This is a genomic window from Demequina ureilytica, from assembly GCF_048553575.1.
In the GTDB taxonomy this organism is placed as follows: domain Bacteria; phylum Actinomycetota; class Actinomycetes; order Actinomycetales; family Demequinaceae; genus Demequina.
In genome coordinates, this window is the sequence record NZ_JBLZIE010000001.1 from 361,477 (window position 1) to 386,690 (window position 25,214).

The 25,214-nt window shown below is 68.2% G+C and carries 26 protein-coding genes and 3 tRNA genes; 12 read left to right on the forward strand and 17 right to left on the reverse strand.

The features are described 5' to 3' along the window. Positions 1–83: 83 nt before the first annotated feature. Together chvE and ACNI3K_RS01565 are read right to left on the reverse strand one after the other, a co-directional pair. Positions 84–1,247, reverse strand: coding sequence for a multiple monosaccharide ABC transporter substrate-binding protein (gene chvE / locus ACNI3K_RS01560; protein WP_419390103.1), 1,164 nt, complete (start codon positions 1,245–1,247; stop codon positions 84–86). A gap of 174 nt (positions 1,248–1,421) precedes the next feature. Further along, complete coding sequence (locus tag ACNI3K_RS01565) at positions 1,422–2,396, reverse strand: LacI family DNA-binding transcriptional regulator (RefSeq protein WP_419390104.1); 975 nt, start codon at positions 2,394–2,396, stop codon at positions 1,422–1,424. 274 nt (positions 2,397–2,670) lie between these two features. On the opposite strand from ACNI3K_RS01565, the gene galK reads away from it, so the two are divergent. The 4 genes from galK (at position 2,671) to ACNI3K_RS01585 (ending at position 7,217) form a co-directional block, all read left to right on the forward strand. Beyond that, entirely contained in the window at positions 2,671–3,831 is a 1,161-nt protein-coding gene (gene galK, locus ACNI3K_RS01570; RefSeq protein ID WP_419390105.1) for a galactokinase, read from the forward strand. A 31-nt stretch (positions 3,832–3,862) separates the two neighbouring features. Continuing rightward, on the forward strand, positions 3,863–4,837 hold the full coding sequence (gene galE / locus ACNI3K_RS01575) for a UDP-glucose 4-epimerase GalE (RefSeq protein WP_419390106.1): 975 nt from the start codon (positions 3,863–3,865) through the stop codon (positions 4,835–4,837). A 35-nt stretch (positions 4,838–4,872) separates the two neighbouring features. After that, the gene (gene galE / locus ACNI3K_RS01580) at positions 4,873–5,859 is read left to right on the forward strand and encodes a UDP-glucose 4-epimerase GalE (RefSeq protein WP_419390107.1); all 987 of its coding nucleotides are present in this window, start codon (positions 4,873–4,875) and stop codon (positions 5,857–5,859) included. 146 nt (positions 5,860–6,005) lie between these two features. Beyond that, entirely contained in the window at positions 6,006–7,217 is a 1,212-nt protein-coding gene (locus ACNI3K_RS01585; RefSeq protein WP_419390108.1) for a kynureninase, read from the forward strand. Positions 7,218–7,232: 15 nt separating this feature from the next. Here the strand turns inward: ACNI3K_RS01585 and ACNI3K_RS01590 are convergent, their stop codons facing one another. Next, positions 7,233–7,622 (reverse strand): Rid family hydrolase, encoded by a 390-nt coding sequence (locus tag ACNI3K_RS01590; RefSeq protein WP_419390109.1) that lies wholly within the window; start codon positions 7,620–7,622, stop codon positions 7,233–7,235. Positions 7,623–7,664: 42 nt separating this feature from the next. Between ACNI3K_RS01590 and ACNI3K_RS01595 the strand changes: the two genes are divergently transcribed. After that, positions 7,665–7,886, forward strand: a complete 222-nt coding sequence (locus ACNI3K_RS01595) for a hypothetical protein (protein WP_419390110.1) — start codon at positions 7,665–7,667, stop codon at positions 7,884–7,886. A 4-nt stretch (positions 7,887–7,890) separates the two neighbouring features. On the opposite strand, the gene ACNI3K_RS01600 is transcribed toward ACNI3K_RS01595, so the two are convergent. Further along, positions 7,891–8,244 carry a metallopeptidase family protein gene (locus ACNI3K_RS01600; protein WP_419390111.1) on the reverse strand — a complete coding sequence of 118 codons (354 nt, stop codon included), beginning with the start codon at positions 8,242–8,244 and terminating at the stop codon, positions 7,891–7,893. A gap of 136 nt (positions 8,245–8,380) precedes the next feature. Between ACNI3K_RS01600 and ACNI3K_RS01605 the strand changes: the two genes are divergently transcribed. From ACNI3K_RS01605 to ACNI3K_RS01620, 4 genes are all read left to right on the forward strand, one after another. Beyond that, positions 8,381–8,453, forward strand: a tRNA-Glu gene (locus ACNI3K_RS01605). Between the two features lie 63 nt (positions 8,454–8,516). Beyond that, positions 8,517–8,590: transfer RNA gene (locus ACNI3K_RS01610), tRNA-Asp, on the forward strand. Between the two features lie 61 nt (positions 8,591–8,651). Then, positions 8,652–8,724: transfer RNA gene (locus tag ACNI3K_RS01615), tRNA-Phe, on the forward strand. A 142-nt stretch (positions 8,725–8,866) separates the two neighbouring features. After that, positions 8,867–9,241 (forward strand): phage holin family protein, encoded by a 375-nt coding sequence (locus ACNI3K_RS01620; RefSeq protein ID WP_419390112.1) that lies wholly within the window; start codon positions 8,867–8,869, stop codon positions 9,239–9,241. Between the two features lie 38 nt (positions 9,242–9,279). Here ACNI3K_RS01620 and ACNI3K_RS01625 read toward each other — a convergent pair whose 3' ends face one another. From ACNI3K_RS01625 to ACNI3K_RS01635, 3 genes are all read right to left on the reverse strand, one after another. Beyond that, positions 9,280–10,140, reverse strand: a complete 861-nt coding sequence (locus tag ACNI3K_RS01625) for a DMT family transporter (RefSeq protein WP_419391085.1) — start codon at positions 10,138–10,140, stop codon at positions 9,280–9,282. A gap of 77 nt (positions 10,141–10,217) precedes the next feature. Beyond that, the gene (locus ACNI3K_RS01630) at positions 10,218–10,769 is read right to left on the reverse strand and encodes a methylated-DNA--[protein]-cysteine S-methyltransferase (RefSeq protein ID WP_419390113.1); all 552 of its coding nucleotides are present in this window, start codon (positions 10,767–10,769) and stop codon (positions 10,218–10,220) included. 147 nt (positions 10,770–10,916) lie between these two features. Further along, the gene (locus ACNI3K_RS01635; protein ID WP_419390114.1) at positions 10,917–11,120 is read right to left on the reverse strand and encodes a BldC family transcriptional regulator; all 204 of its coding nucleotides are present in this window, start codon (positions 11,118–11,120) and stop codon (positions 10,917–10,919) included. Positions 11,121–11,344: 224 nt separating this feature from the next. Here ACNI3K_RS01635 and ACNI3K_RS01640 point away from each other — a divergent pair, with 224 nt between their 5' ends. After that, a complete protein-coding gene (locus tag ACNI3K_RS01640) occupies positions 11,345–11,539 on the forward strand; it encodes a DUF3073 family protein (protein ID WP_419390115.1) in 195 nt (64 codons plus the stop codon). Positions 11,540–11,801: 262 nt separating this feature from the next. Continuing rightward, positions 11,802–12,722, forward strand: a complete 921-nt coding sequence (locus tag ACNI3K_RS01645; RefSeq protein WP_419390116.1) for a type IV toxin-antitoxin system AbiEi family antitoxin domain-containing protein — start codon at positions 11,802–11,804, stop codon at positions 12,720–12,722. 98 nt (positions 12,723–12,820) lie between these two features. Here ACNI3K_RS01645 and purM read toward each other — a convergent pair whose 3' ends face one another. From purM to ACNI3K_RS01695, 10 genes are all read right to left on the reverse strand, one after another. Next, complete coding sequence (gene purM / locus ACNI3K_RS01650) at positions 12,821–13,942, reverse strand: phosphoribosylformylglycinamidine cyclo-ligase (RefSeq protein WP_419390117.1); 1,122 nt, start codon at positions 13,940–13,942, stop codon at positions 12,821–12,823. Continuing rightward, on the reverse strand, positions 13,939–15,414 hold the full coding sequence (purF, locus tag ACNI3K_RS01655; protein WP_419390118.1) for an amidophosphoribosyltransferase: 1,476 nt from the start codon (positions 15,412–15,414) through the stop codon (positions 13,939–13,941). The genes purM and purF overlap by 4 nt, the downstream gene beginning before the upstream one ends. Then, positions 15,414–15,830 carry a hypothetical protein gene (locus tag ACNI3K_RS01660; protein ID WP_419390119.1) on the reverse strand — a complete coding sequence of 139 codons (417 nt, stop codon included), beginning with the start codon at positions 15,828–15,830 and terminating at the stop codon, positions 15,414–15,416. Before ACNI3K_RS01660 ends, purF begins: the two co-directional genes overlap by 1 nt. Before the next feature lie 84 nt (positions 15,831–15,914). After that, positions 15,915–16,862, reverse strand: a complete 948-nt coding sequence (locus ACNI3K_RS01665) for a carbohydrate ABC transporter permease (RefSeq protein ID WP_419390120.1) — start codon at positions 16,860–16,862, stop codon at positions 15,915–15,917. Continuing rightward, positions 16,862–17,935, reverse strand: a complete 1,074-nt coding sequence (locus ACNI3K_RS01670; protein ID WP_419390121.1) for a carbohydrate ABC transporter permease — start codon at positions 17,933–17,935, stop codon at positions 16,862–16,864. The genes ACNI3K_RS01665 and ACNI3K_RS01670 overlap by 1 nt, the downstream gene beginning before the upstream one ends. Before the next feature lie 88 nt (positions 17,936–18,023). Continuing rightward, on the reverse strand, positions 18,024–19,412 hold the full coding sequence (locus ACNI3K_RS01675) for an ABC transporter substrate-binding protein (RefSeq protein ID WP_419390122.1): 1,389 nt from the start codon (positions 19,410–19,412) through the stop codon (positions 18,024–18,026). 202 nt (positions 19,413–19,614) lie between these two features. Continuing rightward, positions 19,615–20,046, reverse strand: coding sequence for a sterol carrier family protein (locus tag ACNI3K_RS01680; protein ID WP_419390123.1), 432 nt, complete (start codon positions 20,044–20,046; stop codon positions 19,615–19,617). A 190-nt stretch (positions 20,047–20,236) separates the two neighbouring features. Continuing rightward, entirely contained in the window at positions 20,237–21,121 is an 885-nt protein-coding gene (locus ACNI3K_RS01685) for a hypothetical protein (RefSeq protein ID WP_419390124.1), read from the reverse strand. A gap of 103 nt (positions 21,122–21,224) precedes the next feature. After that, positions 21,225–23,549 (reverse strand): phosphoribosylformylglycinamidine synthase subunit PurL, encoded by a 2,325-nt coding sequence (gene purL, locus ACNI3K_RS01690; protein WP_419390125.1) that lies wholly within the window; start codon positions 23,547–23,549, stop codon positions 21,225–21,227. A 267-nt stretch (positions 23,550–23,816) separates the two neighbouring features. Next, complete coding sequence (locus ACNI3K_RS01695; RefSeq protein ID WP_419390126.1) at positions 23,817–24,242, reverse strand: hypothetical protein; 426 nt, start codon at positions 24,240–24,242, stop codon at positions 23,817–23,819. A gap of 121 nt (positions 24,243–24,363) precedes the next feature. Here ACNI3K_RS01695 and ACNI3K_RS01700 point away from each other — a divergent pair, with 121 nt between their 5' ends. Next, positions 24,364–25,200, forward strand: coding sequence for a sensor histidine kinase (locus ACNI3K_RS01700; RefSeq protein ID WP_419390127.1), 837 nt, complete (start codon positions 24,364–24,366; stop codon positions 25,198–25,200). Positions 25,201–25,214: the final 14 nt, after the last annotated feature.

The following is a 25,214-nucleotide window of genomic DNA, read 5'->3' on the forward strand; positions in this document are numbered from 1 at the left end:
CTCTCCAAGGGTGACGCGGGAGGCCGCGGTGCCGACTCCTCTCAATTGAGGAGCCGGCACCGCGTGCCGTGCGGGTGAGTGTGTTACTCGGCCGTGCCCGACTCGACCTCTTCTGCGGTCCAGTATCCGGAGTCGACGAGCAGCTCCTGGATGTTGTCCTGGTAGACGATGTCCGACTCGAGCAGGTACGACGGCACGACCTTCACGCCGTTGTCGTACGTCTCGGTGTCGTTCGCCTCAGGCTCCTCGCCCGCGAGGAAGGCCTCCGTGGCCGTCACCGCCTGGGCAGCGAGCTTGCGGGTGTCCTTGAAGATCGTCGAGTACTGCACGCCGTCCGCGATCAACTTGACCGACGCGATCTCCGCGTCCTGACCGGTCACGACGGGGAAGCCCTCTTCGACGGTGCCGTCGTAGCCGTTGCTCTCCAGCGCAGTGATGATGCCGCGCGACAAGCCGTCGTAGGGCGACAGCACGCCGTCGATCTCAAGGTCGGTGCCCACGTAGGTCGACGTGAGCACGTCCTCCATGCGGCGCTGAGCGGTCTCCTGCTGCCAGCGCAGAATGGCGGCCTGCTCGAAGTCGGTCTGACCCGACGGAACCGTCAGAGTGCCCTCGTCCATGTAGGGCTGCAGGGTGTCCATCGCGCCGTTCCAGAAGAACGTGGCGTTGTTGTCATCGGGCGATCCCGCGAACAGCTCGACGTTGAAGGGACCCTCGGCGTCGCCTTCGGAACCGTCCTGGTTGAGCAGGCCCAGACCCACGAGCAGCGAGGTCGCCTGCTGCACGCCCACGTTGTAGTTGTCGAACGTGACGTAGAAGTCGACGTTCTCCGAGTCCAGGATCAGACGGTCGTACGAGACGACCGGGATGTTCGCTGCGGCAGCTGCTTCGAGCTGCGAGTTGAGGGCGGTGCCGTCAATGGCCGCGATGATGAGGGCATCGACGCCGTTGGTGATCATCTGGTCGATCTGCTGCGACTGGGTGGGGATGTCGTCGTTCGCGAACTGAAGATCCACCTCGTAGCCGAGCTCCGTGAGTCCGGACTCGACGGCTTCGCCGTCAGCGATCCAGCGCTCGGAGGTCTGCGTGGGCATCGCAACGCCCACGCTCATGTCCTCAGTGACTGCGCCTTGTTCGTCAGGACCGGTCGGGTCCGGGTCGGATCCTGCGCCGCCACCACTGCATGCAGCCAGCGTGAACGCCATCGCGGCGCCCGCTCCTGCGGCAAAGAACTTCTTGCCCTTCATATCTCCTCCTCGAGATTCGGCGCGCAACCTTGCGCGTCCGTCGTGCTGATCATTGTGAACACGTTTGCACGCCAGCGCCAATCTCAGCAGGTCACGATTGAGTGTCGTTCACATGCACCCACCGGGTTTTCCGGTCAGCGAGCCGCACGTTGCGCTACATGCGGGACCTTCGGCCTAGATTCGGGGGGTCCCGGTGGTCTGCCTGACCACCAGCTCAGGCAGGAGCTGCTTGGTCTCGGACGTGTCCGCGCCGTCGAAGGCCCGGACGATGAGGTCCACGGCGAGGTGGCCAACTGCGACGAAGTCCTGCCTCACCGTCGTCAGCGGGGGCAGACTGTGCCGCGCCTCGGACGTGTCGTCGAAGCCCACCACCGAGACGTCGTGGGGCACGGCCTTGCCCGCGTCCGCGAGCGCGTGAATGAGGCCGAAGGCCATCTGGTCGTTCGCACAGAACACCGCCGTCGCGGTCGGGTCGAGCCGGCCGCCCGCGGCGTATCCGGCGTCTGCGGTCCAGTTGCCGTCGAGGATGTCGAGGGAGGCGAGCTGACGCTCGGCGACCACCTTCAGGTACTCGTCCCTGCGCAACTGAGACTCGGTGTAGGTGGGGGGACCGCTCACGTGCTGAATCCGGGTGTGCCCGAGGTCGATGAGGTGGTCGAGCGCGAGCCGCACCCCCGCCCGCTGGTCGATGGACGCCGCCTCGCCGCGGGGCTCGCCACCGGTGAGGAGATGAATGACCGGCACGTCCATGCGCATGGCTGCGACGGCATCGGCGATCGCCTGCTGCTGAGCGACCAGGGCGATCGCGTCGACTCCACGTCCGAGGAGAAAGCCAACGGCCTCCGTCGCGCTCTCGCTGGTCGCGTCGGCGCTCGTCATCAGGGTGTGCAACCCGACGCCGCGCGCCGAGCGCTCGATTGCGTGCAGTGTCGACAGGGGCCCGATGTCGGGAATCAGCGGCCCGATCATGCCGATGGTGTGCGTGCGACCCGTCACGAGCGCCCTCGCCGACAGGTTGCGGTGGTAGCCGAGCTCCTCGATGGCGGCGAGCACACGCTCACGAGTTGCGGGCCTGATTCCTTCGAACTCGTTGATGACTCGCGACACGGTCTGGTGGGACACGCCCGCGCGCGCAGCGACGTCATGCATGCTCGGTCCGCGCGCGCTGTTCACCACTTGTCGTTCCTCCTTGGAGCACACTGTATCGGCAGCACCGATGAACTGGCCCGATGCGGACGCAAGCATGTTGGCGGGCGATAGTCGCAGCAGTCGCCAGCTATGCGTGGGCCTGTCAGGCGCTGGTCATCAGGCACTCCCGGCGCCGGCCGCGCTCCTGGACGCTGGGGCTAGCATGGTGGCGCGCCAGGCCCGCCGCCGGCACTCGAGCGACGCCACCGTAGCCACCCAGAGAGCGGAGATACACATGAGTGATCAGGTCAGCGCTGTGGGAGACGGCTTCGCCGCCCGCCATGGTCGCCGCCCCGATGGCGTGTGGTCGGCTCCCGGACGCGTCAACCTCATCGGTGAGCACACTGACTACAATCGAGGCTTCGTGCTCCCGTTCGCGATCGACCGGCGCACCGTCGCCGCCGTGGGGGTGTGTGACGACCGCGTGCTGCGTGTGAGTTCGACCTTCACCGAGGAAGAGGTGTCGCTCGCGATCGATGACTTGTCCCCCGGTGCGATGCAGGGCTGGAGCGCGTACGTCCTCGGTGTCGCGTGGGCGCTGTCGGACGAGGGCCACGACCTGTCCTCAGCGCCTGGCCTCGACATCCTCATTGACTCGCGGGTGCCGGTGGGTGCAGGGCTGTCTTCCTCGGCCGCCATCGAGTGTGCCGTGGCCGTCGCGCTCAATGACCTATGGGACCTGAACCTGTCCCCGCTGGACCTCGCGCGGATCGGCCGCATTGCCGAGAACCGCGCCGTGGGCGCCCCCACCGGACTGCTCGATCAGGCCGCCTCCATGCTCGGACGCGAGGACCACGGCGTGTTCCTCGACTGCGACACGGAGGAGGCAGAGCCAGTCGCGCTGCACCTGCGCGAGGAGGGCCTCGAGATCCTCGTCATGGACTCTCGAGTGGAGCACGAGCACGCGACCGGCGGCTACCGAGACCGCCGTGACTCGTGCGAGAAGGGCGCCGCCGCTCTCGGTGTCTCCACGCTCCGCGAACTGTCCGAGGACGACCTGGACCGCGCATCGGCCGCCCTGGACGAGGAGACGTTCCGCCGCGTGCGGCACATCGTCACCGAGAACGCCCGCGTGGTCGACACGGTGCGCACGCTCGGCGACTCCGGTCCGCGCGCCATCGGCGCACTGCTGGACGCGTCGCAGGCGTCCATGCGCGACGACTTCGAGATCACCGTCCCCGAGATCGACCTCGCGTGCGCCACCGCCGTGGAGAACGGCGCCATCGGTGCCCGCATGACCGGTGGCGGATTCGGCGGTTCCGCGATCGCCTTGGTTCCGGCTGATGCGCGTTCCGACATCGGCTCGGCCGTCACCTCGGCATTGGCGAGCGCAGGTCTTCGCGAACCCCACCTGTTCACCGTCACCCCGTCCGAGGGCGCGCGCCGCGACATCTGACCTGCACTGATCTCACCCCTAAGGAGTCACCATGGCCTGGATGGTCACCGGAGGAGCCGGATACATCGGCGCGCACGTGGTGCGCGCTCTCGCCGCAGCGGGCATGGAGCCGGTGGTGCTCGACGACCTCTCGAGCGGTTTCGAGGAGTTCGTGCCGGACGGCGTGCCATTCGCACGTGCGACGGTGCTCGACACCGAGGCGGTTGCGGCGGCACTGCGCGAGCACGACGTGCGGGGCGTGATCCACTGCGCGGGCTACAAATACGCCGGAGAGTCCGTGAAGCACCCCGTCCACACCTATCGGCAGAACGTCGAGGGCACCGGCACGCTGCTCGACGCGATGGCTCAGGCGGGCGTCACCCAGCTTGTGTTCTCGTCCTCCGCTGGGGTCTACGGCACGCCCGCTGCACCCGTGGTGACCGAAGCCACCGCCACCACCCCCGAGTCGCCCTACGGCGAATCCAAGTTGGTCGCCGAATGGCTCATCCGGGATCAGGTGCGCGCCACGGCACAGTCCGATGCACCGCTGCGCGCCACGAGCTTGCGGTACTTCAACGTGGTGGGCTCGGGGTCGGAGGAGGTCTACGACGCCTCTCCCCACAACCTGTTCCCCAAGGTCATTCGCGCGATCAAGGCGGGACAGCCCCCGCTGATCTTCGGTGACGACTACGACACCCCCGACGGCACCTGCGTGCGCGACTACGTCCACGTCGAGGACCTCGCCCACTCCCACGTCGCCGCCGCGCGCATGCTCGATGCGGGCCGGCCGCTTGCGCCCGTGTACAACCTCGGCTCCGGCGAAGGCACCTCGGTGCGCCAGATCGTCGGCTCCCTCCTCGAGGCGGCCGGCTCCGACCTCGAACCCGCCGTCAAGCCCCGCCGGCCCGGAGACCCCGCGCGGATCGTCGCCACCGGCGAGCTCGCCGGGGACGACATCGAATGGAAGATGGCACACACTATCCACGAAATGGCGTCGAGCGCCTGGGCCTCGGCGCCCGAATCCTAGGTGACAGCGCCGGTGGCCCGGCATACAGTGACCGCATGACCTGGTTGGTGACGGGCGGAGCCGGATACATCGGCGCGCATGTGGCGCACGCCATGGTCGACGCCGGGCTCGACGTCGTGGCGCTGGATAACTTGTCGAGCGGCCACCGCGCGTTCCTGCCCGACACTGTGCCGCTCGGCTGGGTGTCGGTGACGGACCAGGACGACGTGCGCGACGTGATGGAGGAGAACGACATCACCGGCGTGGTGCACCTCGCGGCCTTCAAGTACGCGGGCGAGTCCGTCAAACAGCCGCTGAAGACCTGGCGCCAGAACCTGGGCGGCACCGTGGCCGTTCTCGGGGCCATGCAGGAGCTCGGGATCGACCGACTAGTGTTCTCGTCGACGGCGGCCGTCTACGGCACGCCCGAGACGGAACTCGTCACCGAGGACACCCCCACGCATCCCGAGTCCCCTTACGGCTCCTCCAAGCTGGCCGCAGAGCGCGCGATCATCGAGCAGGCAGCTGCGCAGCGCTCCGTCGGCAAGCAGCTGCGTCACACCGCGCTGCGCTACTTCAACGTGGTGGGCTCAAGCGCGCCCGGCGTCTACGACTCCTCGCCGCACAATCTGTTTCCGCTGGTGATGGATGCCATTGCCCGCGGCGACGCGCCGCGCATCTTCGGCACCGACTACGACACTCCCGACGGAACATGCGTGCGGGACTACGTGCACGTCGCGGACGTCGCTGCGGCACACGTGGTGGCGGCGCAGGCGCTCGACCGGCGCGAGGACCTGCGCACCGTCTACAACCTGGGCTCAGGCACCGGCACCTCGGTACGCGAGATCGTGAACACCTGCATCGACGTGGCGGGAGCGGAGCTCGAGCCCGTGCTCACCGGGCGGCGCGCGGGCGACCCCGCCCGCATCGTCGCCTCCGGCAAGCGCGCCTCGTACGACCTCGAGTGGCAGATGCGGCACTCGGTGAGGGACATGGTCGCCTCGGCGTGGGCGGCGCATCCCAGATCGGGCGCGACCCGCTAGATCGCCTGCCGTCGCATTCCTCACACAGGTGTGAGGGGCGGGACGCAAGGGACGCCGGTGGCCGCACCCACGTCCCACTGGCACCAGCGGTCACACCCGGGTGAGTTTCGCGACAAGGTTCTCCCGCGCCGCCTTAGGCTGGCGGCGTGAACGCGCACGCTGCCAGCTCTGTCCCGGCCCCTACGGATCCGCTCGAACATCATCTCGAGGAGTTCGTTCCGGGTGACGACCTCGTCGCGTACCTCGACGGGAACTCGCTCGGGCGTCCCCTGCGAGTCACCACCGAATCCGTGCCCAGGTTCGTGCGCGAGAGCTGGGGCGGCCGGCTCATCCGCGGCTGGGACGAAGGCTGGCTGACTCACGCCGAAGAGCTCGGCGACCGCATCGGCGCCGCCTGTCTAGGAGCCGCGCCCGGGCAGACGATCGTGGCCGACTCGACGTCCGTGCTCATCTTCAAACTGCTGCGGGCGGCCATCGACGCTCGGCCCGGCCGCGACGAGCTGATCATCATGCGCGACGAGTTCCCCACCGACCGCTTCATCGTCGAGCGGCTCGCCGAGGAGCACGGGCTCACGATCCGGTGGATCGACGCACCGCCCGATGCGGGGGTCACGCCCGCGCTCGTCGCCGAGCACGCGAGTGCGAAGACGATCGCGGCCCTCATCAGCGGGGTCGCGTACCGCAGCGGCTGGTGGGCGGACATGGCCGCCGTCACGGAGGTCGTGCAAGCGCACGGAGCCCTCATGATCTGGGACTGCTCGCACGCGGTCGGCTCGGTTCCCCTCGAACTCGACGCCTGGGGCGTCGACATGGCAGTCGGGTGCTCGTACAAGTACCTCAACGGCGGCCCCGGGGCTCCGGCTTGGGGCTACGTCGCCGCGCGGCATCAGGACCAGCTCCGCAACCCCATCCCCGGCTGGCTGGGCGCTCGCGAGCCGTTCGCCATGACGACCGAGTTCTCGCCTGCACCCGGCATCCGGCGGCTCGTGAGCGGAACCCCTCCCATCTTCGCCATGCTGCCGCTCGCCGACATGGTGTCGCTCATCGAGCGTGCGGGTCTCGCCGCGATCAGGGCGAAGTCGGTCGCGCTCACGTCCTACGCCATCGCGCTCATCGACAATTCTGTCCCCGACGCACGGCTCGCGACTCCGCGTGATCCCGAGCGCCGCGGCGGCCACATCACCATCGACCACCCGCACGCACGCCGGGCGGTCGAGCAGCTCTGGGGCGAAGGGGTCATCCCCGACTTTCGACACCCGAGCGGCGTGCGCATCGGCCTGTCGCCGCTCAGCACCTCGTTCACCGAAGTCGAGCACGGGGTGCGGGCCCTTGCGAAGGCGCTCGGCACGGTCTCCTGACAGCGACCGAGATCGTCAGGCCGAACCCGCAGCACCCGCAACGATGGCGTCCGCCTGAATCTCCACCAGGTAGCGCGGATCGGCCAGTCGGCTCACCTCGACCAGGGTCGCCGCCGGACGGATGTCGGCGAACACAGCCCGGTGCGCCGCGGCCACCTTCTCCAAGTCACGGATGTCGGTGACATAGGCGACGGTCCTCACCACGTCTGCCAGCTCCGCCCCCACCTCACCGAGCGCCCGCTCAATGGTGTGGAGCGCATCGGCCGCCTGTGCGTACGCATCGCCGTCCAGCGCCTCCTCACGCGCACAGGTGCCCGCCACCGTCACGTGACCGTCCACGCGCACCGCGCGGGAGTACCCGTACATCTCCTCGAAAGGCCCCTCCGAGCCGCGCACGATCCTCATATGCCCACCCTATGACGAGGCCGAGGACCGTACGCTGGCGGGATGGAACCGTTCAGCATGACCAAGGGCACCGAGGTGAAGGTCTTCCACCTCGAGGACAACGACGCGACGATCGTGATCACCACCACCGACACCGCCGCTCCGGAGCGACCGCCGCACGTGGGCTACGAGCAATGCGAGAACGAGGACGAGTCGCAGGCCGTTCTCCAGAAGTTCGTGTTCGACCTGCAGCGCCAGGGCTGGACACTCGTCGAGCCCTCCTGACGGGTCAGCTCCAGCCCAGTTCGTGCAGGCGGTCGTCGTCGATGCCGAAGTGGTGGGCGATCTCGTGAACCACCGTCACTGCAACCTCCTCACGCACGTGATCCGCGTCCTCGCACACGCGTAGCGTGGGATTGCGGAAGATGAGGATACGGTCGGGGAGCTCGCCCAGGCCCCACTCGGAGCCGCGCTCCGTCAACGCCACGCCGTCATACAGACCCAGCAGGTCGGGGTCGTCGCCCTCCGGATCGTCCTCCACCAGGATCACCACGTTGTCGACCATCTCGAGCAGCCGCTCGGGAATCGTGTCCAAGGCGTCGTTGACCGCGGACTCGAACTCCTCGATTGACATCTCCACCATGGCGACCATTGTTGCCCAAGCCCGCCCCCGCATCGGCCCTCCGCACGGCTGCGAGGCCGTGACTTGGCGAATATCGCCCACGGGACGTAGCATGGGCACCGTCCTTGACGCATGAGAACATCGCGCGTCAGACGGCGCCCTCATCGTCTAGCGGCCTAGGACGCCGCCCTTTCACGGCGGTAGCACGGGTTCGAATCCCGTTGGGGGTACGACTACTCCCTAGGGATGGTCTACACTTCATACGGTCCTCGCATCTATTGCAAGGACCGCTAGGCCCTGTAGCGCAGTTGGTTAGCGCGCCGCCCTGTCACGGCGGAGGTCGCGGGTTCAAGTCCCGTCAGGGTCGCGAGCGGCAATGCCCCTTGTTCGCAAGGGGCATTGTGCGTGAAGATGGGGTCATCCCCCAAGGCTCTGTAGCTCAGTTGGTAGAGCGTTCGACTGAAAATCGAAAGGTCACCGGATCGACGCCGGTCGGAGCCACTTCCAGACAAGCCCTCGCCTCAAGGCGGGGGCTTTCTGCATGTCACGGCACGGCCGCGCGGAAGACTCCCAGCGTCTCCTGCGTTTGCACTGGTGTGCCGATAGGCGGTGTACTAGGTGTCAAGCAAACAAGGGAGCTCTCATGGCTGACTCGAAACTCGGAAAGATGATCGTCAACGCGATCCTCGGCGCTGTCGCCGGCCAGTGGATCGCAACGATCAAGACCGAGGTAGAGGTCGCCAAGGTTGAGCTGAAGGTCAAGAGCCGCGAGCTCGGCAAGGGCGCGGCCTTCCTCGCCATCGCCGGCGCACTCGGGTTCTTCATGCTGCTGGTGCTTATCGCCGCAGCCGTGCTTGCCTTCGCCCTCATCCTCGAGCCGTGGGCCGCCGCCCTCGTCGTCGCGGGCATCCTTCTGGTATTCGTCGCGATCTTCGCCGCCGTCGGTGCGAGCAAGATCAAGAAGAACAAGGACCTGGTGCCCACCGCGTCGATCGAGCGCATCAAGAAGAAGATGTAGCGACCTCGGTCGCTTGACTCGTCTTCTGCCTTAAGGCGTCAGACCGAGGACCCCTGGAGTTCAGGCAGGACCTCGGGCCGGGGTCGCGGGCGGCGTTGCGCGAGCCATACGCCGGACATCACCACCAGCGCCCCCACCGGCTCGTACCAGTGCAGCCGCTCACCGAGCACGACGATCCCGAGCGCCGTCGCGATCACTGGCACGGCATACGTGACCGAGGCGGCCGTTGTCGCGCCCGCCGCCTTCACGATCTTCCAGAACCACACGTAGGCGAAGGACGTCCCCGTCACGCCCAGCGCGATCAGCGCCCACATGGCTGCGGAGCCAAGCTCGAACGCGCCCTCCGCCGGTACAGGGGTCGCGAGGGCGAGCGGAGCGATGATCAACGTCGACAGCGTGATCTGTATGGCTGACAAGCCCACGGGGGACGCCTGAATGCGGTTCAGCAGCACACGTGACAGCGTGGAACCGATGCCGTAGCAGGCGGTCGCCCCCAGCATGAACGCTGCGCCCAGCGCCGGGAAGTCGTCCACTCGCCACGCTCCGAGCAGCACCGCGATTCCCAGCGCGCCGATCACAAGGCCGAAGAGCTGCGCGCGGTTCGCCCGCTCCGCGGGAATCAGCAGTGCCACGAACATCGCGGTCCACAGCGGGGTAGTCGCGTTCAGCAGGCTCGCGAGGATGGACGTGACATGCTGCTGAGCGAGCGGGATCAGGATGAACGGCAGTCCCGACATGAAGATGCCCACCACCGCCAGCGCACCCGTCATGCGCCACGTGAACCGCGGCACCGCGCGCATCGACACGGCGAGCACGATCAGCACTACCGCACCGCACGCCAGCCGTCCGAACGCCACCTGGACGGGGGTGAACTCATCGAGCGCCACCTCGATGAACAGGAAGCTGGAACCCTATACGGCGGAGACGCCCAAGAAGTACGGCAGCCAACTGCGCAGCGGCACATCGGAGAGGCCGGTCACCTCGCGGCCGTCACGCGAGCGTCGGGGTGAGGCAAGGGGACGGACAGCCCCTCGTGCTCGAGCATGGCGGCCTTCACCGCCATCCCGCCAAACCCGTACGAGCCCAGCCGCCCACCGGATTGGATGACACGGTGGCACGGCACGAACGGAGCGATCCCATTGCGGGCGCACGCCGTGCCCACGGCACGCATCGCACGCGGCCGTCCCGCCATCTGCGCCAGCTCGCCATACGACACCACCTGACCGCCGGGAACGGACCGCAGTGCCGCCCACACCTCCTGGAAGAACGGGCCACCCGGCTGGTCGACCGGAACGGTGGCGATCGCATCGGCATCGCCACCGAGCCACCGCACGACGGCATCATCGATCTCAGGGGCCTCACCAGCGACCCAACCCCGCGTCGAGAGGTCTGCGCGCAGTCCGAATGCCACGTCGCGGAGCGGGCGGAAGCCCGCCGCGCGCACCACCCCGTCCTCGGGCGTCACCAGCACGTTGACCTCCCCGAAGGGGGTCGCGTGGGCGGTGCTCACAAGGGGGTCAAGGGTCATGCCGACAGGCTACGCCCGCCGCACCGGGCCAGTGCAGTTCCTGGTGGCACCAGGTCCGCCGCCTGCTGGTGGCGCTCAGCTACCCCGCACGTGAATCGGCCCCCGCCCTCCTGCGGAGGTGGGCGGGGGCCGGTGAACTCACTGTTGCTACGTGCGGCGTAACTCCTGCGCGTCTGCGAGCAGGGCATGAACCTCTGTCTCACGGAATCGCCGGTGACCGCCGAGGGTCCGAATGGAGGACAGCTTGCCCACCTTGGCCCATCGCGTGACGGTCTTCGGGTCTACGCGAAAGATTGCGGCCACCTCGCTGGGCGTGAGCAACCTCTCCGGTTCTTGAATTGTGTCTGCCATCGTCGTGTACTTCCCTCAGTTGGAAATGTGGACTCCGCTCCCCCAGTTTGACCCCAAATGCGGGGGTCGTTATCGATTATGGCGATGTTTGCGAGATTTTTCACCTCCTCTCCGTTCTGAGGGGACTCGCACCCATGTGCGTGAGCGTTGTAAAGTACGTTCAGAACTCACGCCGCAGGGCCCGCGACACAGTGCGCCCGCGCAACTAAAGAAGGGACGGCGACATGGGGCGCGGCCGTCAGAAGGCGAAGGACGCGAAGATCGCGCGTCAGCTCAAGTACTCCAACCACGGAGCGGATCTGCGAGACCTCGAGCGCGAACTTATCTCGGGCTCTCCTGCCCCAGCGCCCGTCACCCCTCCCGAGCCCGAAGAGCCCGAGGACCCCTACGACAAGTGGGCCGACGACGACGAGCGCTGATTCGCGCCCTCGTCACCCAGCAAGGCCCCCGGTTCGCTGCGCCATCAGTGCGCTGCTTCCTCTGCGCCACTTAGCCCGTCGGCTCCGGCACTGCACGAGCAGACACAACAGCCGGATCAACTGAGCGCCGGGCTCGAGTCCGCACGGGCCGGGCCTCCCCTCGGCTGAGTTGATCCGTCCCCAAGGCCCCGCGCACCGCACCCCAGGGCCCCCACCCTGTGGATACCCTTCCCCACTCGCGACGTGGGGCCAGGTCATTCTCATGACACCCGTGGAGGCCTGCGCCGCGCGAGGGGGTGCCGCCTCCTGGGCACAGCTGCGTGCTCTCGGGGTGACACGCGCCGCTCTGGCCCGAGCCGTCGACGCGCGAGCCGTCTTCCGCGTCGCGCGAGGCGTGTACGCGCTGCCCGCCTCCCCGCGCATCGTCCATCTCGAGGCCGCCTGGCGTGCACAACGCACATGCATCACTGCGTTGCGTGCGTGGGGGCTGCCCGCACCCTCGGTCGACTCGAAGGCCCACGTCGCGATCCCGCACTCGCGTTCCCTCACGGCTTCGCAGCGGCGGTCGTTGGAGGTGAGGCTCCACTGGGTCCGGGGCCCCGTCGCCCACGCGGGGACGGTGCTGGGAGCACTGGACTGCGCATCGATGTGCCTGTCCGCTCAGGATCAGCTCGCGGCTGTTGACGCGGCGCTCAACGGCGGGCTGCTGACCGTCGCCGACCTTGACCACCTGCTCATCACTCCTCCGAGCCGCGCGCAGTGGCTGCGCGACAGCTGCGACCCATCATGCCAATCCCCGCTGGAGACCTTCGCCCGGGTCGCGCTACGCGAGGCGGGGTTGCCGGTTGCGACGCAGGTCCATCTTCCTGGCGTGGGGCGTGTCGACTTCGTCGTGGATGATGCGGTGGTGGTGGAGGTCGACGGCTCGACCTACCACATGAACGAGCGTTCGTTCTGGGATGACCGGCGGCGTGACCGCGTGACGCAGGTGGGAGGCCGACTCGCGCTGCGGTTCACCCGGCAGGACGTGGAGCGCGATCTCGCCGGACTCGTGGACACGGTCACGCGGGGGGTCGAGCTTGAGCGCATGCGGCGCGGGTTGGGTCCGCTGACGCGGATCACAATACGCCGATGGCACCCGTGGGTCGCTTGGCGCGGGATGCCGACCGGACGGATCAACTGAGTCCGCCGGCGGTCGCGCCGCGTGCGGCCGATGCGCGGGCTCAGTTCATCCGGCCCGCCGGCGCAGCGACGGGTGGAGGAGCGGCGCGCTGGGGGCGCTTAGGCCCGGTAAGCGCCGCTGAGCAGCACCGCGCCGCCGTCGACGCCCTTGGAGCCCCGTACGGCGTCAGGGCTCGTCAGACGGCCGTCGTCAGCGATGATCTCGCCGAGGGTCCATGCCGGCACTCCGGCGGCGGCCGATGCGGCCACGAGGGCGTCTGCCTCGTCCGGGGCGACGATGGCCACCATGCCCACGCCCATGTTGAGGGTGGACTCGAGGTCATTCCACGGCACGGAGCCTGCGGCCTGCACCAATCCGAAGACGGCCGGCAGGGCCCAGGCGTCCCGAGCGACGGTGGCAGCCAGGCCGCGGGGGATGACGCGTGCGACGTTGGCCGCCAGCCCGCCGCCGGTCACGTGCGAGAACGCCCGCAGGCCTGGGGTCGACGCGGCGAGGTCAACGCACAGTTGGGCGTAGATGCGGGTCGGCTCGAGCAGTTCCTCGCCCACGGTGCGACCCAGCTCGTCGAGGTGATCCTCGAGCGACCAGCCGGCATGAGAGGCGACCCGCCGTACGAGTGAGTAGCCGTTCGAGTGCAGACCGGACGAGCCGAGCGCAACCACCGCGTCCCCGGTGCGCACCCGCTCGGAGCCAAGAAGCGCATCGGCCTCCACCACGCCTATGGCCGCGCCGGCGACGTCGTAGTCCTCCGGATCCATGACGCCGGGGTGCTCGGCCGTCTCGCCTCCCACCAGTGCGGTGCCAGCCATCTCGCAGCCGAGAGCAATTCCTCGCACGATGTCCGCGATGCGCTCAGGCACCACCTTGCCGCACGCGATGTAGTCGGTCATGACGAGGGGCTTGGCGCCGCACACCACGATGTCATCCACGACCATCGCGACCAGGTCCTGGCCGATGGTGTCGTGCACGCCCATCTGGCGCGCGATGACGATCTTGGTACCCACGCCGTCGGTCGACGAGGCGAGCAGGGGACGCCGGTACTCCTTGAGGGCGGAGGCGTCGAACAGCCCGGCGAATGCGCCCACGCCGCCGAGGACCTCGGGTCCGTGCGTGCGCGCCACCGCCTCCTTCATCAACTCGACGGCCTTGTCGCCAGCCTCGGTGTCGACTCCGGCATCGGCATAGGTGATGGGCTGGACATCCTTAAACGACGCGGTCACGGAGCAACCTCCACGGGCTGGCTGGCAAGCAGAAGGCGGGCATTGACGGGCGGCTTGATCGGGTATTCGCCAGTGAAGCACGCCGCACACAGGCGGTCTCGAGGCTGCTCGGTCGCCGCGATCATGCCCTCGGTCGAGATGTAGCCCAGCGAATCCGCGCCCAGCTCGTCGCGAATCTCGTCGATGGTGTGGCCCACCGCCGCAAGCTCCTCACGGGTCGCGAAGTCGATGCCGTAGAAGCACGGCCACTGCACCGGCGGCGACGAGATGCGCACGTGCACCTCGGCAGCGCCCGCCTCGCGCAGCATCGCGACGATGGCGCTCTGCGTGTTGCCGCGCACGATGGAGTCGTCGACAACGATGAGCCGCTTGCCGGCGATCTGCTCGCGCAGGGGATTGAGCTTGAGACGAATACCCAGCTTGCGCAGTGTCTGCGACGGCTGGATGAAGGTGCGGCCCACGTAGGCGTTCTTGGTGAGACCCTGGCCGAACGGGATGCCGGACTGCTGCGCGTACCCCACGGCGGCAGGTGTGCCCGACTCGGGGGTCGGCATGACCATGTCCGCGTCCACAGGGTGCTCGATCGCCAGGCGGCGCCCCATCTCCACGCGCGCGGCGTGTACGGAGCGGCCGGCGATCGCCGTGTCGGGTCGCGCAAGGTAGACGTACTCGAACACGCAGCCCTTGGGTCGCGACTCAGCGAAGCGCTGAGAGTGCACGCCGTCGCCGTCGATGGTCAGGAACTCTCCGGGCTCGACCTCGCGTTCCCAGGTGGCTCCCACAATGTCCAGTGCCGCGGTCTCGGAGGCCACTACGTACCCGCCCGAGGCGAGCTTGCCGAGCACGAGCGGTCGCACCCCCTGCGGGTCGCGGGCGGCATACAGCGTGGTCTCATCCATGAACACCAGCGAGAACGCCCCGGCGAGGTGCGGCATCAGTTCGAGCGCGGTCTCCGCGAGGGTGTCGTAACGGTCCCAGCCCAGCAGCGCGGTGACGATCGACGTGTCCGTGAAGCCGGCGGCGCGAATCGCATCGTGGCGTTCGCTGCCAAGCCGCTCCTGCACGAGCTCGAGCAGCTGAGGGGTGTTCGTGAGGTTGCCGTTGTGCCCGAGCGCGACGGTGCCTGAGCTCGTGGGACCCAGGGTCGGCTGGGCGTTCGCCCATACGGAGGCGCCGGTGGTCGAGTAGCGCGCATGCCCGATGGCGAGGTGCCCCTGGAGCGCCTCAAGCGCCCGCTCGTCGAATACCTGCGAGACGAGCCCCATGTCTTTGTAGACGAGGATCTTGTCGCCCATCGAGGTGGCGATGCCCGCGGACTCCTGTCCGCGGTGCTGGAGCGCGTAGAGGCCAAAGTAAGTGAGTTTGGCGACCTCCTCGTCGGGTGCATAGATGCCGAATACGCCGCACGCGTCTTGCGGCCCCTTCTCGCCCGGCAGCAGATCGTGGTTCAGGCGTCCGTCTCCGCGCCCCATCAGCGGCGCTCTTCGTCCCGCGTGGGGGGCTCCGCCGGCTCGACACCGACCGATGCGGGACCCGCGTCCGCGTTCGTGCTTTCCGCGGTCGGCGGCGGCCAGGCCGCGGACGGAGCGGACTTGAGATAGCGCGGGGTGCCGCGATCGAGACCGATCGCGATGAGCCCGGTCGCGAGGCCACCGATGAGAGCAAAGGCGAGTCCCACCAGGACGGCTACCGCGCCGCGGCCCACACCTGTGGAGTTCGGCAGCAGCAGCCCGCACAGCGCGCCGATGACGAATCCGGCCGTCACACCCGTGCCCACGACACGCGCGAAACGGGGCGCGCGGCGCAGGTGTGCGGGAATCGCGGTGCGCCGCAGCTCGTCCTCCGAAGGAGGATCCGATGGCACCGGTGGGCGGGGGGCGTCACTCACGGCATCAGTCTAGGCCGTGCTCTCCACGGTGGGGCACGGGGGCCGATGCGCGAGCATGGGCCCCCTGCCCCCCCACCTTGGGCATCAGCCCTTCGTGGAACCCGCGAGCAGGCCGCGCACGAAGTAGCGCTGGAGCGAGAAGAACACGATGAGCGGGATAACCATCGAGATGAACGCTGCCGGCGGTACCAGGTACGCGTACTGGCCGTAGTCGCCCGCGAGGTTCGAGATCGGGTACGTCAGCGGGTACGTGTCATTGCTTCCGAACACCGCAGACACGAGCAGGTCGTTCCACACCCACAGGAACTGGAAGATCGCGATGGACGCGATCGCCGGCAACGACAGCGGGATGATGATCCGGAAGAACATCTGCGTGTGGCTCGCACCGTCCACGCGCGCGGCCTCGAGGACCTCGCGCGGGATATGGGACACGAAGTTGTGCAACAGGAACACGCATAGCGGCAGCGCGAAGATCGTGTGGGCGATCCACACGCCTCCGAACTCTCCCGCCAGGCCCAGGTTCTCCGGTCCGAGGATGCGCAGCAGCGGGATGAGCGCGAGCTGCAGCGGCACCACCTGGAGCGCGAAGATGAGCACGAACAGGAAGTTCGAGCCGCGGAACGGGATCCACGCGAACGCGTAGGCCGCCATCATGGCGAGCACCACGGGGAACACGACGGACGGCACCGTGACGACGATCGAGTTGATCACGTTCGCGAGCAACGGCGGAGAGTTCGCACTGTCGCCAAAGGAGTCGAACAGCACGGTGTTGAAGTTCTCGAAGGTCAACTCGCCGTCGGCCATGACCGTCCACCACGCGTCGGTGCGGTAGCGATCGCCCGGTATCAGCGCGTTCATGAACAACGCGACGGTGGGGATGGTCCACACCATCGCGATGATGATAGCGACGGCGGTAGCCCACGGGGAGGTCAGGTTCTCCTTGGCCTTCTTGGCCCGGACCGTGGCTTTGCCCGCCCTGTCCTTGCCCTCCCTCACCGGCTGCTGCACGGGAGGCTGCATTGACGTGCTCATCAGCGGGTCTCCTTCACCTTGTTGAGGGAGCGGACGTTGTAGATCACGATCGGCACCACGAACACGAAGAGGATCACCGCGAGCGCCGCACCCAGGGACTCACGTCCTTCGACGAAACTCAGCACGTACATGCGGTTGGCGACGATGTCCGTGTCATTGCGGCCCTGTGTCACCGTCCGGACGATGTCGTAGACCTTGAGCGCCATGATGGTGATGGTGGTCAGCACTACCACGATGGTGCTGCGGATCGAGGGGATGGTGATCGATCGGAACCGCTGCCACGCGCTGGCGCCATCGAGGGACGCCGCCTCGTTGAGCTCCGCCGGAACACCCTTGATCGCGGCGGAAAGGATGACCATCGCGAAACCGGTCTGGATCCACACCAAGATGATGATAAGCCAGAACGTGTTGAACGGATCGTCAGCCAGGAAGTTGTAAGGGTCGAGCCCCACCAGCGAGCGGAGGGCGTTCAGCATTCCCGTCTGCTCTCCCACCTGCTGGTAGTCGTACATGATGTTGCCCCAGATGACCGAGGCGCCCACGAGCGAGATGGCCATGGGCATGAACACCAGCGACTTCAGGACCTTCTCGCCCTTGGCCTTGTCGATGAAGACCGCGTAGGCGAGGCCGAAGCCGGTGGATAGCAACGGCACCAGGATCATCCACACGAAGGTGTTGAGGATCGTGCGCAGCGTTCCATCGTCCGTGAACGCGTAGCGGTAGTTTTCGAGTCCCACGAACTGCATGGTCGTCGTGTAGATGCCCGTGTCGGGATCCGGGGCCTCCGTCACTTCGTTGAAGGACAGCCAGGTGGTATCGACCGCAGGCCAGATCAGACCAACTGCCAGCATGAACAGCGCTGGTGACACCAGCACGAACAACGTCAACTTCTCGCGAAACCTGCCCTTGACCAGGTCCGCGCCATACATGACCAGCACCACGATGGTGAGAAACACCACGATCGCGATGCCGCCGAATAGCAGATTCGAGCTCTGGGTCGCCCAGAAACTCCCATCAAGCCCAGATGCCGGGAGCGCACGCGGCCCGGCCAGGAACACCTCAGTCGACGGCATCGTCGATTCCTTTCAAGTCGTGGGACGGGCCCGGCTGAGCCCCGCGCTCATCGCGCGGGGCCCAGCCGTACAGCTCACCTACGCCGAATCACGGCCAGGCGCTGTCGATGTCCGACAGAACCGTGTCGAGCGGGGTGCCCGAGACGTAGTCATTGATGCTCGTCCAGAAGGCCGACGAACCCACCTCGGCGGGCATCAGGTCCGATGCGTCGAAGCGGAAGATCGTGTCCTCGCCCTGCAGGATCTCGATCGACGCCTGGCCGATCGGGCTCGATGCGTTGGCGGGGTCAAGACCCGTGTTCGCCGAGATCACGCCGCCGATGGAGACGCGCTCGTTCGCCCAGGTGTCGGACGAGAGGAAGGCCTGCAGCGCCTGCGTGGCCTCCTCTTCGTTGAACGCGGCCACGAACTCGCCGCCGCCGGTCACGGCGTCCGGGTCGTCAGCGTTGATGTTGGGCGTCAGGAATGCCCAGATGTCGCCGTCCTCGGCCACGTTCGTGCCCTCGGGCCACTGTGCCTCGTAGAACGATGCCTGGTGGTGCAGCGAGCACGAGTTCTCGAGAATCTCGAGTCCAGCTTCCTGGAACGCCGTGTCGACGATCGACGAAGGACCGCCGAGCCCGCCGTTCACGTAGTCCTCGTTGAGCGCGATGTCTCCGAAGGCCTCGAAGGACTCGGTGATCTCGGGGGACGTGAAGTCCAGGTCGCCAGCAACCCAGGCGTCGTATGCCTCGGGACCGTGCTGACGCAGGACCAGGTCCTCGATCCAGTCAGTTCCCGGCCAGCCGGTAGCGGTTCCGGACTCGAAGCCGATGCACCAGGGCTTGTAGTTGTCGCCCTCGCCGCCGGTCTCAGCCATGGTCTCGGTGAGGGTCATGAGCTCGTCCCACGTGGTCGGAACCTCGTAGCCCTTCTCCTCGAACTCGCTCGGCGAGTACCAGACCCAGCCCTTGACGGACGCCATCAGCGGCGCCGCGTAGAACGTGGTGCCGACGGTGCCGTAGTTCTTCCAGTCCTCGGACCAGAACTCGTCGACGTTCGCCTCGACGGCCTCGGGGGCCGCGACGACCGCTCCGGTGCCGACCACGCGCTGCAGCAGGCCCGGCTGGGGGACGATCGCGAGGTCGGGTGCGTTGCCGCCCTCGACGCGGATGTTGATCTCGGTCTCGAACTCGTCCGAGCCGTTGTAGGTGACGTCGATTCCCGTGCAGTCCTCGAACGTCGTGATCGACTCCACGAGCTGGTCCGCCTCAACGCCGGAGATGGTGCCGTAGAGCTCGACCTCCGAGCCTTCGTGGGTGCCGTAGTCCGCGTAGTCCTCACAGCCGGCGGCGACATCGCCGCCGTTGTCAGTGTCGCCGGTGGCCGTCATGGTGCCGTCGTCGGCGGGCTCTTCATCGCCGTCGGACGCACAGCCCGTCAGCACGAGGCCCGCGGCGGCGATAACCGCGATGGGTCCGATGATCCTTCTTCTCATGCGTAACACTCCTCCTCGTTGAGTACTGCTCCGACCTGCCTGGTGCAGAGCGTGCCGGGGCCAACCGCCGAGTCGTGTTCACGTGAGGCGCGAACATCGACGTAAGCGCTTGCGGTCCCACACTATGCAGGGATGTCGCTCCGGGCAACAGGACCGGCCAACGTCACAGAATCGTGACATTCACTACCGTTTCGATATCTGGCTAGAAATCGGTGATCGGCACGTGAGCGGACAGGTCCGAGCGCTCTCCCGACGCGTCGACCTCTCCCGCCGCGACCGCATCGGCCCACGACACGCGTCCAGTCACAAGCCCGAGCCAGACGTCCGGGCTCACCTCCACGACCGCCGGAGGAGTGCCGCGCCGGTGGGACGGGCCCTCGATGCATTGAGTCGCGCCGAACGGCGGGACGCGCACCTCGAGCGCCTGGCCCGGGGCGCGGGACGCGAGCTCCTCGAGGGAGTACCGCACAGCTGTCGCGAGCGTCGCGCGCTCGGTGCCGGCCGTCGCGTCCTCGGCGAGCGCGAGGCCACCGGGATGCAGCTCAGCCTCGCGCTGGCCCGAGCTCCACATGTGCAGGGCCGCGCGACCTTCCTCGGGGTCGATGCGGCGGCGGGGATTCTTGGGAGTAGCCATGGTCCTAGATTCGCATGACTCCCACTCGATTGGGGTCTGACGTGCCCCCGACACCCGCTCCCCTCCCGGGGTCGCCGTCCGAGGAGCCGGACCATCTGAGCCGGCCGCGGAGCTCCCCGCATGCGCGTCACCAGAGCACTCAGTTGATCCGTCCGGCCGGGCGCAAGGAGCGCCGATGCGCGGGCCGGGGCTAGCGGAACAGGACCTTGTACGCCTCGAGGTCCAGCAGCACGAGGTCGGGCGCCGCGTCCGGCGCGACCGTGAGCTCTGCCGTGAATACTCCCGCCTTCGCATCGTGCTCGAGCACCAGGAAGTCGATGGTCCCGGACCTGTAGTCGTCCACGGCGACGATCAGCTCTTCCGCCGCGAGCCCGCCCGCGATCGTCTCCGGGTACCGGAGCCTGAGCGTCACGGGCTCCGTGCCTCCGATCGCGCTCACGACCGGTCCAAGTCGCGCGGGGGTTTCGGCCCACTGCCCGTCCTCGGACAGAAATACGTTCAGTTGCGCGAGCGAATCGTCAGAGCCCTCCGCCGTCACCGTCACCTCGGTCTCGCCGCCGTCGTGCATCACCACTGCACCGTCGATCATGACCGGTCCCGGGGAATAGGCGTCCAACGGATCGGTGCTCGCGGCCGCCTCCTCGCCGTCGTCGATGCCGTCCCCGTCGGTGTCTCCGGTGAGGGGGTCGGTGCCGAGGTCGAGCTCCTCGGTGAGAGTCAGGCCGTCCTCATCGAGGTCCACCTGGGGGTCCGGAACCCCGTCGTACGTGGCGGCCAGGAGCGGGTCCGTGAGGCTGTGGATGAGCTCGTAGAGATCGTCGAGGCCGTCCCCGTCGGTGTCCGGATTCTGGGGATCGGTCCCGAGCTCGGCCTCCTTGGTGTCAGGGAGCCCGTCGCCATCGGAGTCGCGCGACTCGTCGCTCGCGGCAACGGCGGTGGGGCTGGCTTCTGCGGGACCGACAGTGGGGCTGGAGTCGGCGGTCGGGGTGGCCGCTGTCGCAGTCCCCTCTCCGGTCGCCCCACACCCGGTCACGAGCAGCATCAGCGCTGAAGCCAGGACCGCTCGAGCCCGCATGGTCTCCCCGTCCCGCGCATCGGCCGTCGTGCCGGGGCGCTGGCGAGACGCTAGCGCCGCGCTCGCGAGAGCGTCAACGGCCCAGTGATGGAGCCGACATCGCTCAGGCGAAGTGCGCCCGCACCGGTGCCTGCCACGCGGCGCGTAACTCCGCGAGCGGTAGCGAGAACTGGTCCTGCACGTCGATCGCCGGCTCGTCCCCGTTCTCGGTGACGCCCAGCCGGATCGCGGGCACGCCACGAGCCTCGAGCATCGCCACCAACCGGGTCTCCTCGTCGCGCGGCAGCGCCACGAGCACGCGGCCCTGGCTCTCGGAGAACAGCGCCTGAGCGGGAGCCACGCCGTCGCGCTCGACGATCTCGTCGAGAACGATGCGGGCGCCCACGCCGTAGCGCAGCGCGCCCTGAGCGATGGCTGCGGCCAGCCCCCCGTCGCCCACCTCTCGCGCGGCGTCGATCAGTCCGTCGCGGGAGGCGGAGACCATGACCTCGGCGAGAACCTTCTCGGCCTCGATGTCGATCCGGGGCGGCAGACCGCCCAGGTGGCCGTGCAACTCGGCGAATCGCGACCCGTCGAGCTCCGCGGCCGTGGTGCCCAGCAGGTAGAGCAGCTGGCCGTCCTTGCGCCACGCGGACGGTGTCGCACGGTCGACCGTGTCGAGGATGCCTAGCATCCCCACGATGGCGGTCGGATTGATCGAGCTGTCGATGCGGCCCGGCTCGCCCGTGCCGTTGTACAGGCTGACGTTGCCGCCGGTGACGGGCACGCCCAGCTCGGCACACACGTCGGCCAGGCCGCGGATGGCCTCGACGAACTGCCACATCGCGTCCGGATCCTCAGGAGAGCCGAAGTTGAGCCCGTCCGTGATGGCCGTGGGGGTCGCTCCCGCGATCGCTACCGCGCGATACGCGGCGACCACCGACTGGCGCGCGCCCTCGTACGGGTCGAGCTTGGTGAAGCGGTCATTTGACCGCGTGGCGATCGCGACGCCGCGGCCGCTGACCTCGTCCACGCGCACCACGCCCACGGAGTCGGGGCGTGCGAGCGCGGTGTTGCCCTGCACGTAGCGGTCGTACTGGTCGGTGATCCAGCTGCGGTCCGCGAGGTTGGGCGTCGACATCAGCGCGATCACGGTGGCGCGCATGTCCTCTGGCGTGGACGGCAGCTCGAGCGCGGCGCCCGCGGTGTCCGCCTGAAGGGCGTCCATCCACTCGGGGCGCTCGTACGGCCGGTCGTACGTGGGGCCCTCGTGGGCGACGGTGCGCGGGTCGACATCGACGATCCGCTGGCCGTGGTGGTCGATCGTGAGGCGGCCCGAATCGTTGACCTCGCCCACCACGGAGGACTCGATGTCCCACTTGGCCGCGATCTCCAGGAACTTGTCGAGCTTGTCCGGCGTGACGACCGCCATCATGCGCTCCTGCGACTCGGACATCAGGATCTCGCCCGCATTCAGCGACGGATCGCGCAGTAGCACGCCGTCGAGCCACACGTGCATGCCGCCCGAGCCGTTGCTCGCGAGCTCGCTCGTCGCGCACGAGATGCCTGCGGCGCCCAGGTCCTGAATGCCCTGCACCACATCGGCGCGGAACAGCTCCAGGCAGCACTCGATCAGCACCTTCTCCATGAACGGGTCGCCCACTTGGACGCTCGGCCGCTTGGTGGGGACACCGTCCTCGAAGGTCTCCGAGGCCAGGATGGACGCTCCGCCGATCCCGTCGCCACCGGTGCGGGCGCCGAACAGCACCACCTTGTTGCCCACGCCTTCGGCGGAGGCCAGGTGGATGTCCTCGTGCTTCATCACGCCCACGCACAGCGCGTTGACCAGGGGGTTTCCCTGGAATCCGCTATCGAACAGCGAGCCGCCGCCAATGTTCGGCAGCCCCAGCGAGTTGCCGTACGAGCCGACGCCGCTGACGACGCCGTGCACCACGCGGGCGGTGTCCGGGTGGTCGATGGCACCGAATCGCAGCTCGTCCATTACGGCGACGGGGCGCGCGCCCATGGCGAGGATGTCGCGCACGATGCCGCCCACGCCGGTCGCCGCGCCCTGGTGAGGCTCCACATACGAGGGGTGATTGTGCGACTCGACCTTGAACGTCACAGCCCAGCCGTCACCGATGTCCACCACGCCCGCGTTCTCGCCCATGCCCACCATCAGGCGTTCCTTCATCGCCTCCGTGGTCTTCTCCCCGAACTGCTTGAGGTGAATCTTGGAGGACTTGTAGCTGCAGTGCTCGGACCACATCACGGAGTACATCGCGAGCTCCGCGGCGGTGGGGCGGCGCCCCAACAGCGCGACGATCTGTGCGTACTCGTCGGGCTTCAGACCGAGCGCGGCGAAGGGCATCTCCTGGTCAGGAGTCGAGGAGGCCTGCTCCACGGTGTCCAGGGCGTGATCGGACTGGCGGGCGGGGGCGTCGGTCATGAGATCCCTTGGAGTGAGAGGCGGCCGGGGCGTATGTCCACAGACTACCGGCGGGCGCGCGCAAGCACGGATCCGCGTGAGGACACCCTCGGGCTCCGACGGGCGGGACCAACTGAGGCAAGGACCCGGGCGCACCGCATGGCGCGCCGCTTGGGGCGCAGTTCATCCGGTCCGTCGGCCACAGGGCATGCGGCCGATGCGCGGGCCGGCCTCGCCCACGGCGTCACCAGATCACGGCGTCACCAGATCACGGCGTCACCTGATCACTCAGCCGAGCAGGTTCGCCACGACTCGGCGAGCGTCCTCCAGGAGGCTCGTGTGGTCACGGCCAGGAGCGCGCAGGTGAAGGTGATCGAGACCCTCCCATTCGTATCCGCGCACGCCCCTGATCTGGCCCAGCCGGTCACCCAGTCCCTCGAAAACGCCGGACCCCAGCTGGGACTCCGCCGAGGCCGAGACCCACAGCACGTGCGTGTAACCCTCGTGCCGAGAGGTGCCGATGTCGAGTAGCACGGCCGCTGCGCCGGTGCCCGGACGCTGGTCGCTCGCGGACGCCGCGCCTCGCCGGCGTCCGGGAAGATCAGCGTTGACGGACTCGACCTCGGGCGTGAAGGAATCGGCGTCGTGTGCGAGCTCGTCCGCGAGATGCTCGAGTGCGCCTCGGTGCTCAGCGTTGGGACGTGGCGGTGCCATGACTTCTCCTTCGGCAGTTGAAGGTCTCTCCATGACACCTCACCCGCTCACTCGATGTGAAATCGAGGTGACAAATCAGACAATCGGGGCAGCGAGTCGGCACCGCTCTAGGGTGAGCGCTATGGAATGGCTGACGATCGCTCTGGGCACCGGTGCCGTCTGCCTTGCCGTGCTCGCCGCCATCCAATGGCGACGTCTGCGCCGCGCCCGCGCGCGCATCGGCGCTCTCGAGGCCGAGCTGAGCCGCGACACCGAGGCCGAACGGACCCTGGCTGCGGCGGATGAGCGCGCCCGGATCGCGCGCGAGATGCACGACGTCGTGGCGCACACGCTGTCCGTGGTGGTCGCTCAGGCCGACGGCGGCCGGTTCGCCGGCCCCCAGGACCCTGCCGCAGCGGCGCGCGCCCTTGAGACGATCGCGGAGGTGGGGCGGTCGGCGCTGGCAGAGATGCGCGCGATGCTCGGCCTGCTGCGCGACACCGATTCCGCGGTCGCGCTCGGGCCCCAGCCGAGCCTCGCGGACATCCCCGCCCTGGTGGCGTCCACGCGGGAGGGCGGACTGGACGTGAGCTACGTGACGACGGGCACGCCGCGACCCCTGCCGATCGGGGCGGGGCTGGCGGTGTACAGAATCGTGCAAGAGGCGCTGACCAACGTGCGCAAGCACGCAGGTCCCTCGCCCAGCGTCTACGTGCAGCTGACGTGGGAGGCCGATGCGGCGGTGGTCGCGGTGGGCGACGACGGCCGCGGCGCAGCGGCACGCCGCGACGGCAGCGGGCTGGGAATCGCCGGCATGAGCGAGCGGGTTGGGGTCTTCGGCGGTTCGCTCACCGCGGGGCCACGCGCGGGAGGCGGCTTTCTGGTGCGAGCACGGCTTCCGCTGACGCCACGGGAGGCGACACGCACGGCGACGGCAAGTACGGCGACGGCGGCCGATGCGCGGGCCGGGGACTCCTGAGCGCTCACCCCGGG

Bases quoted from the DNA above. Each gene is read 5' to 3' on its own strand.
- ACNI3K_RS01670 (WP_419390121.1), bottom strand. From the start codon at position 17,935: ATGCCGTCGACTGAGGTGTTCCTGGCCGGGCCGCGTGCGCTCCCGGCA.
- ACNI3K_RS01590 (WP_419390109.1), bottom strand. From the start codon at position 7,622: ATGAGGATCGTGCGCGGCTCGGAGGGGCCTTTCGAGGAGATGTACGGG.
- ACNI3K_RS01645 (WP_419390116.1), top strand. From the start codon at position 11,802: ATGACACCCGTGGAGGCCTGCGCCGCGCGAGGGGGTGCCGCCTCCTGG.
- chvE (WP_419390103.1), bottom strand. From the start codon at position 1,247: ATGAAGGGCAAGAAGTTCTTTGCCGCAGGAGCGGGCGCCGCGATGGCG.
- ACNI3K_RS01640 (WP_419390115.1), top strand. From the start codon at position 11,345: ATGGGGCGCGGCCGTCAGAAGGCGAAGGACGCGAAGATCGCGCGTCAG.
- ACNI3K_RS01665 (WP_419390120.1), bottom strand. From the start codon at position 16,862: ATGAGCACGTCAATGCAGCCTCCCGTGCAGCAGCCGGTGAGGGAGGGC.
- ACNI3K_RS01680 (WP_419390123.1), bottom strand. From the start codon at position 20,046: ATGGCTACTCCCAAGAATCCCCGCCGCCGCATCGACCCCGAGGAAGGT.
- galE (WP_419390107.1), top strand. From the start codon at position 4,873: ATGACCTGGTTGGTGACGGGCGGAGCCGGATACATCGGCGCGCATGTG.
- purF (WP_419390118.1), bottom strand. From the start codon at position 15,414: ATGGGGCGCGGAGACGGACGCCTGAACCACGATCTGCTGCCGGGCGAG.
- purL (WP_419390125.1), bottom strand. From the start codon at position 23,549: ATGACCGACGCCCCCGCCCGCCAGTCCGATCACGCCCTGGACACCGTG.
- ACNI3K_RS01685 (WP_419390124.1), bottom strand. From the start codon at position 21,121: ATGCGGGCTCGAGCGGTCCTGGCTTCAGCGCTGATGCTGCTCGTGACC.
- galK (WP_419390105.1), top strand. From the start codon at position 2,671: ATGAGTGATCAGGTCAGCGCTGTGGGAGACGGCTTCGCCGCCCGCCAT.
- ACNI3K_RS01635 (WP_419390114.1), bottom strand. From the start codon at position 11,120: ATGGCAGACACAATTCAAGAACCGGAGAGGTTGCTCACGCCCAGCGAG.
- ACNI3K_RS01695 (WP_419390126.1), bottom strand. From the start codon at position 24,242: ATGGCACCGCCACGTCCCAACGCTGAGCACCGAGGCGCACTCGAGCAT.
- ACNI3K_RS01620 (WP_419390112.1), top strand. From the start codon at position 8,867: ATGGCTGACTCGAAACTCGGAAAGATGATCGTCAACGCGATCCTCGGC.
- galE (WP_419390106.1), top strand. From the start codon at position 3,863: ATGGCCTGGATGGTCACCGGAGGAGCCGGATACATCGGCGCGCACGTG.
- ACNI3K_RS01700 (WP_419390127.1), top strand. From the start codon at position 24,364: ATGGAATGGCTGACGATCGCTCTGGGCACCGGTGCCGTCTGCCTTGCC.
- ACNI3K_RS01675 (WP_419390122.1), bottom strand. From the start codon at position 19,412: ATGAGAAGAAGGATCATCGGACCCATCGCGGTTATCGCCGCCGCGGGC.
- ACNI3K_RS01630 (WP_419390113.1), bottom strand. From the start codon at position 10,769: ATGACCCTTGACCCCCTTGTGAGCACCGCCCACGCGACCCCCTTCGGG.
- ACNI3K_RS01595 (WP_419390110.1), top strand. From the start codon at position 7,665: ATGGAACCGTTCAGCATGACCAAGGGCACCGAGGTGAAGGTCTTCCAC.
- ACNI3K_RS01600 (WP_419390111.1), bottom strand. From the start codon at position 8,244: ATGGTGGAGATGTCAATCGAGGAGTTCGAGTCCGCGGTCAACGACGCC.
- ACNI3K_RS01565 (WP_419390104.1), bottom strand. From the start codon at position 2,396: ATGCATGACGTCGCTGCGCGCGCGGGCGTGTCCCACCAGACCGTGTCG.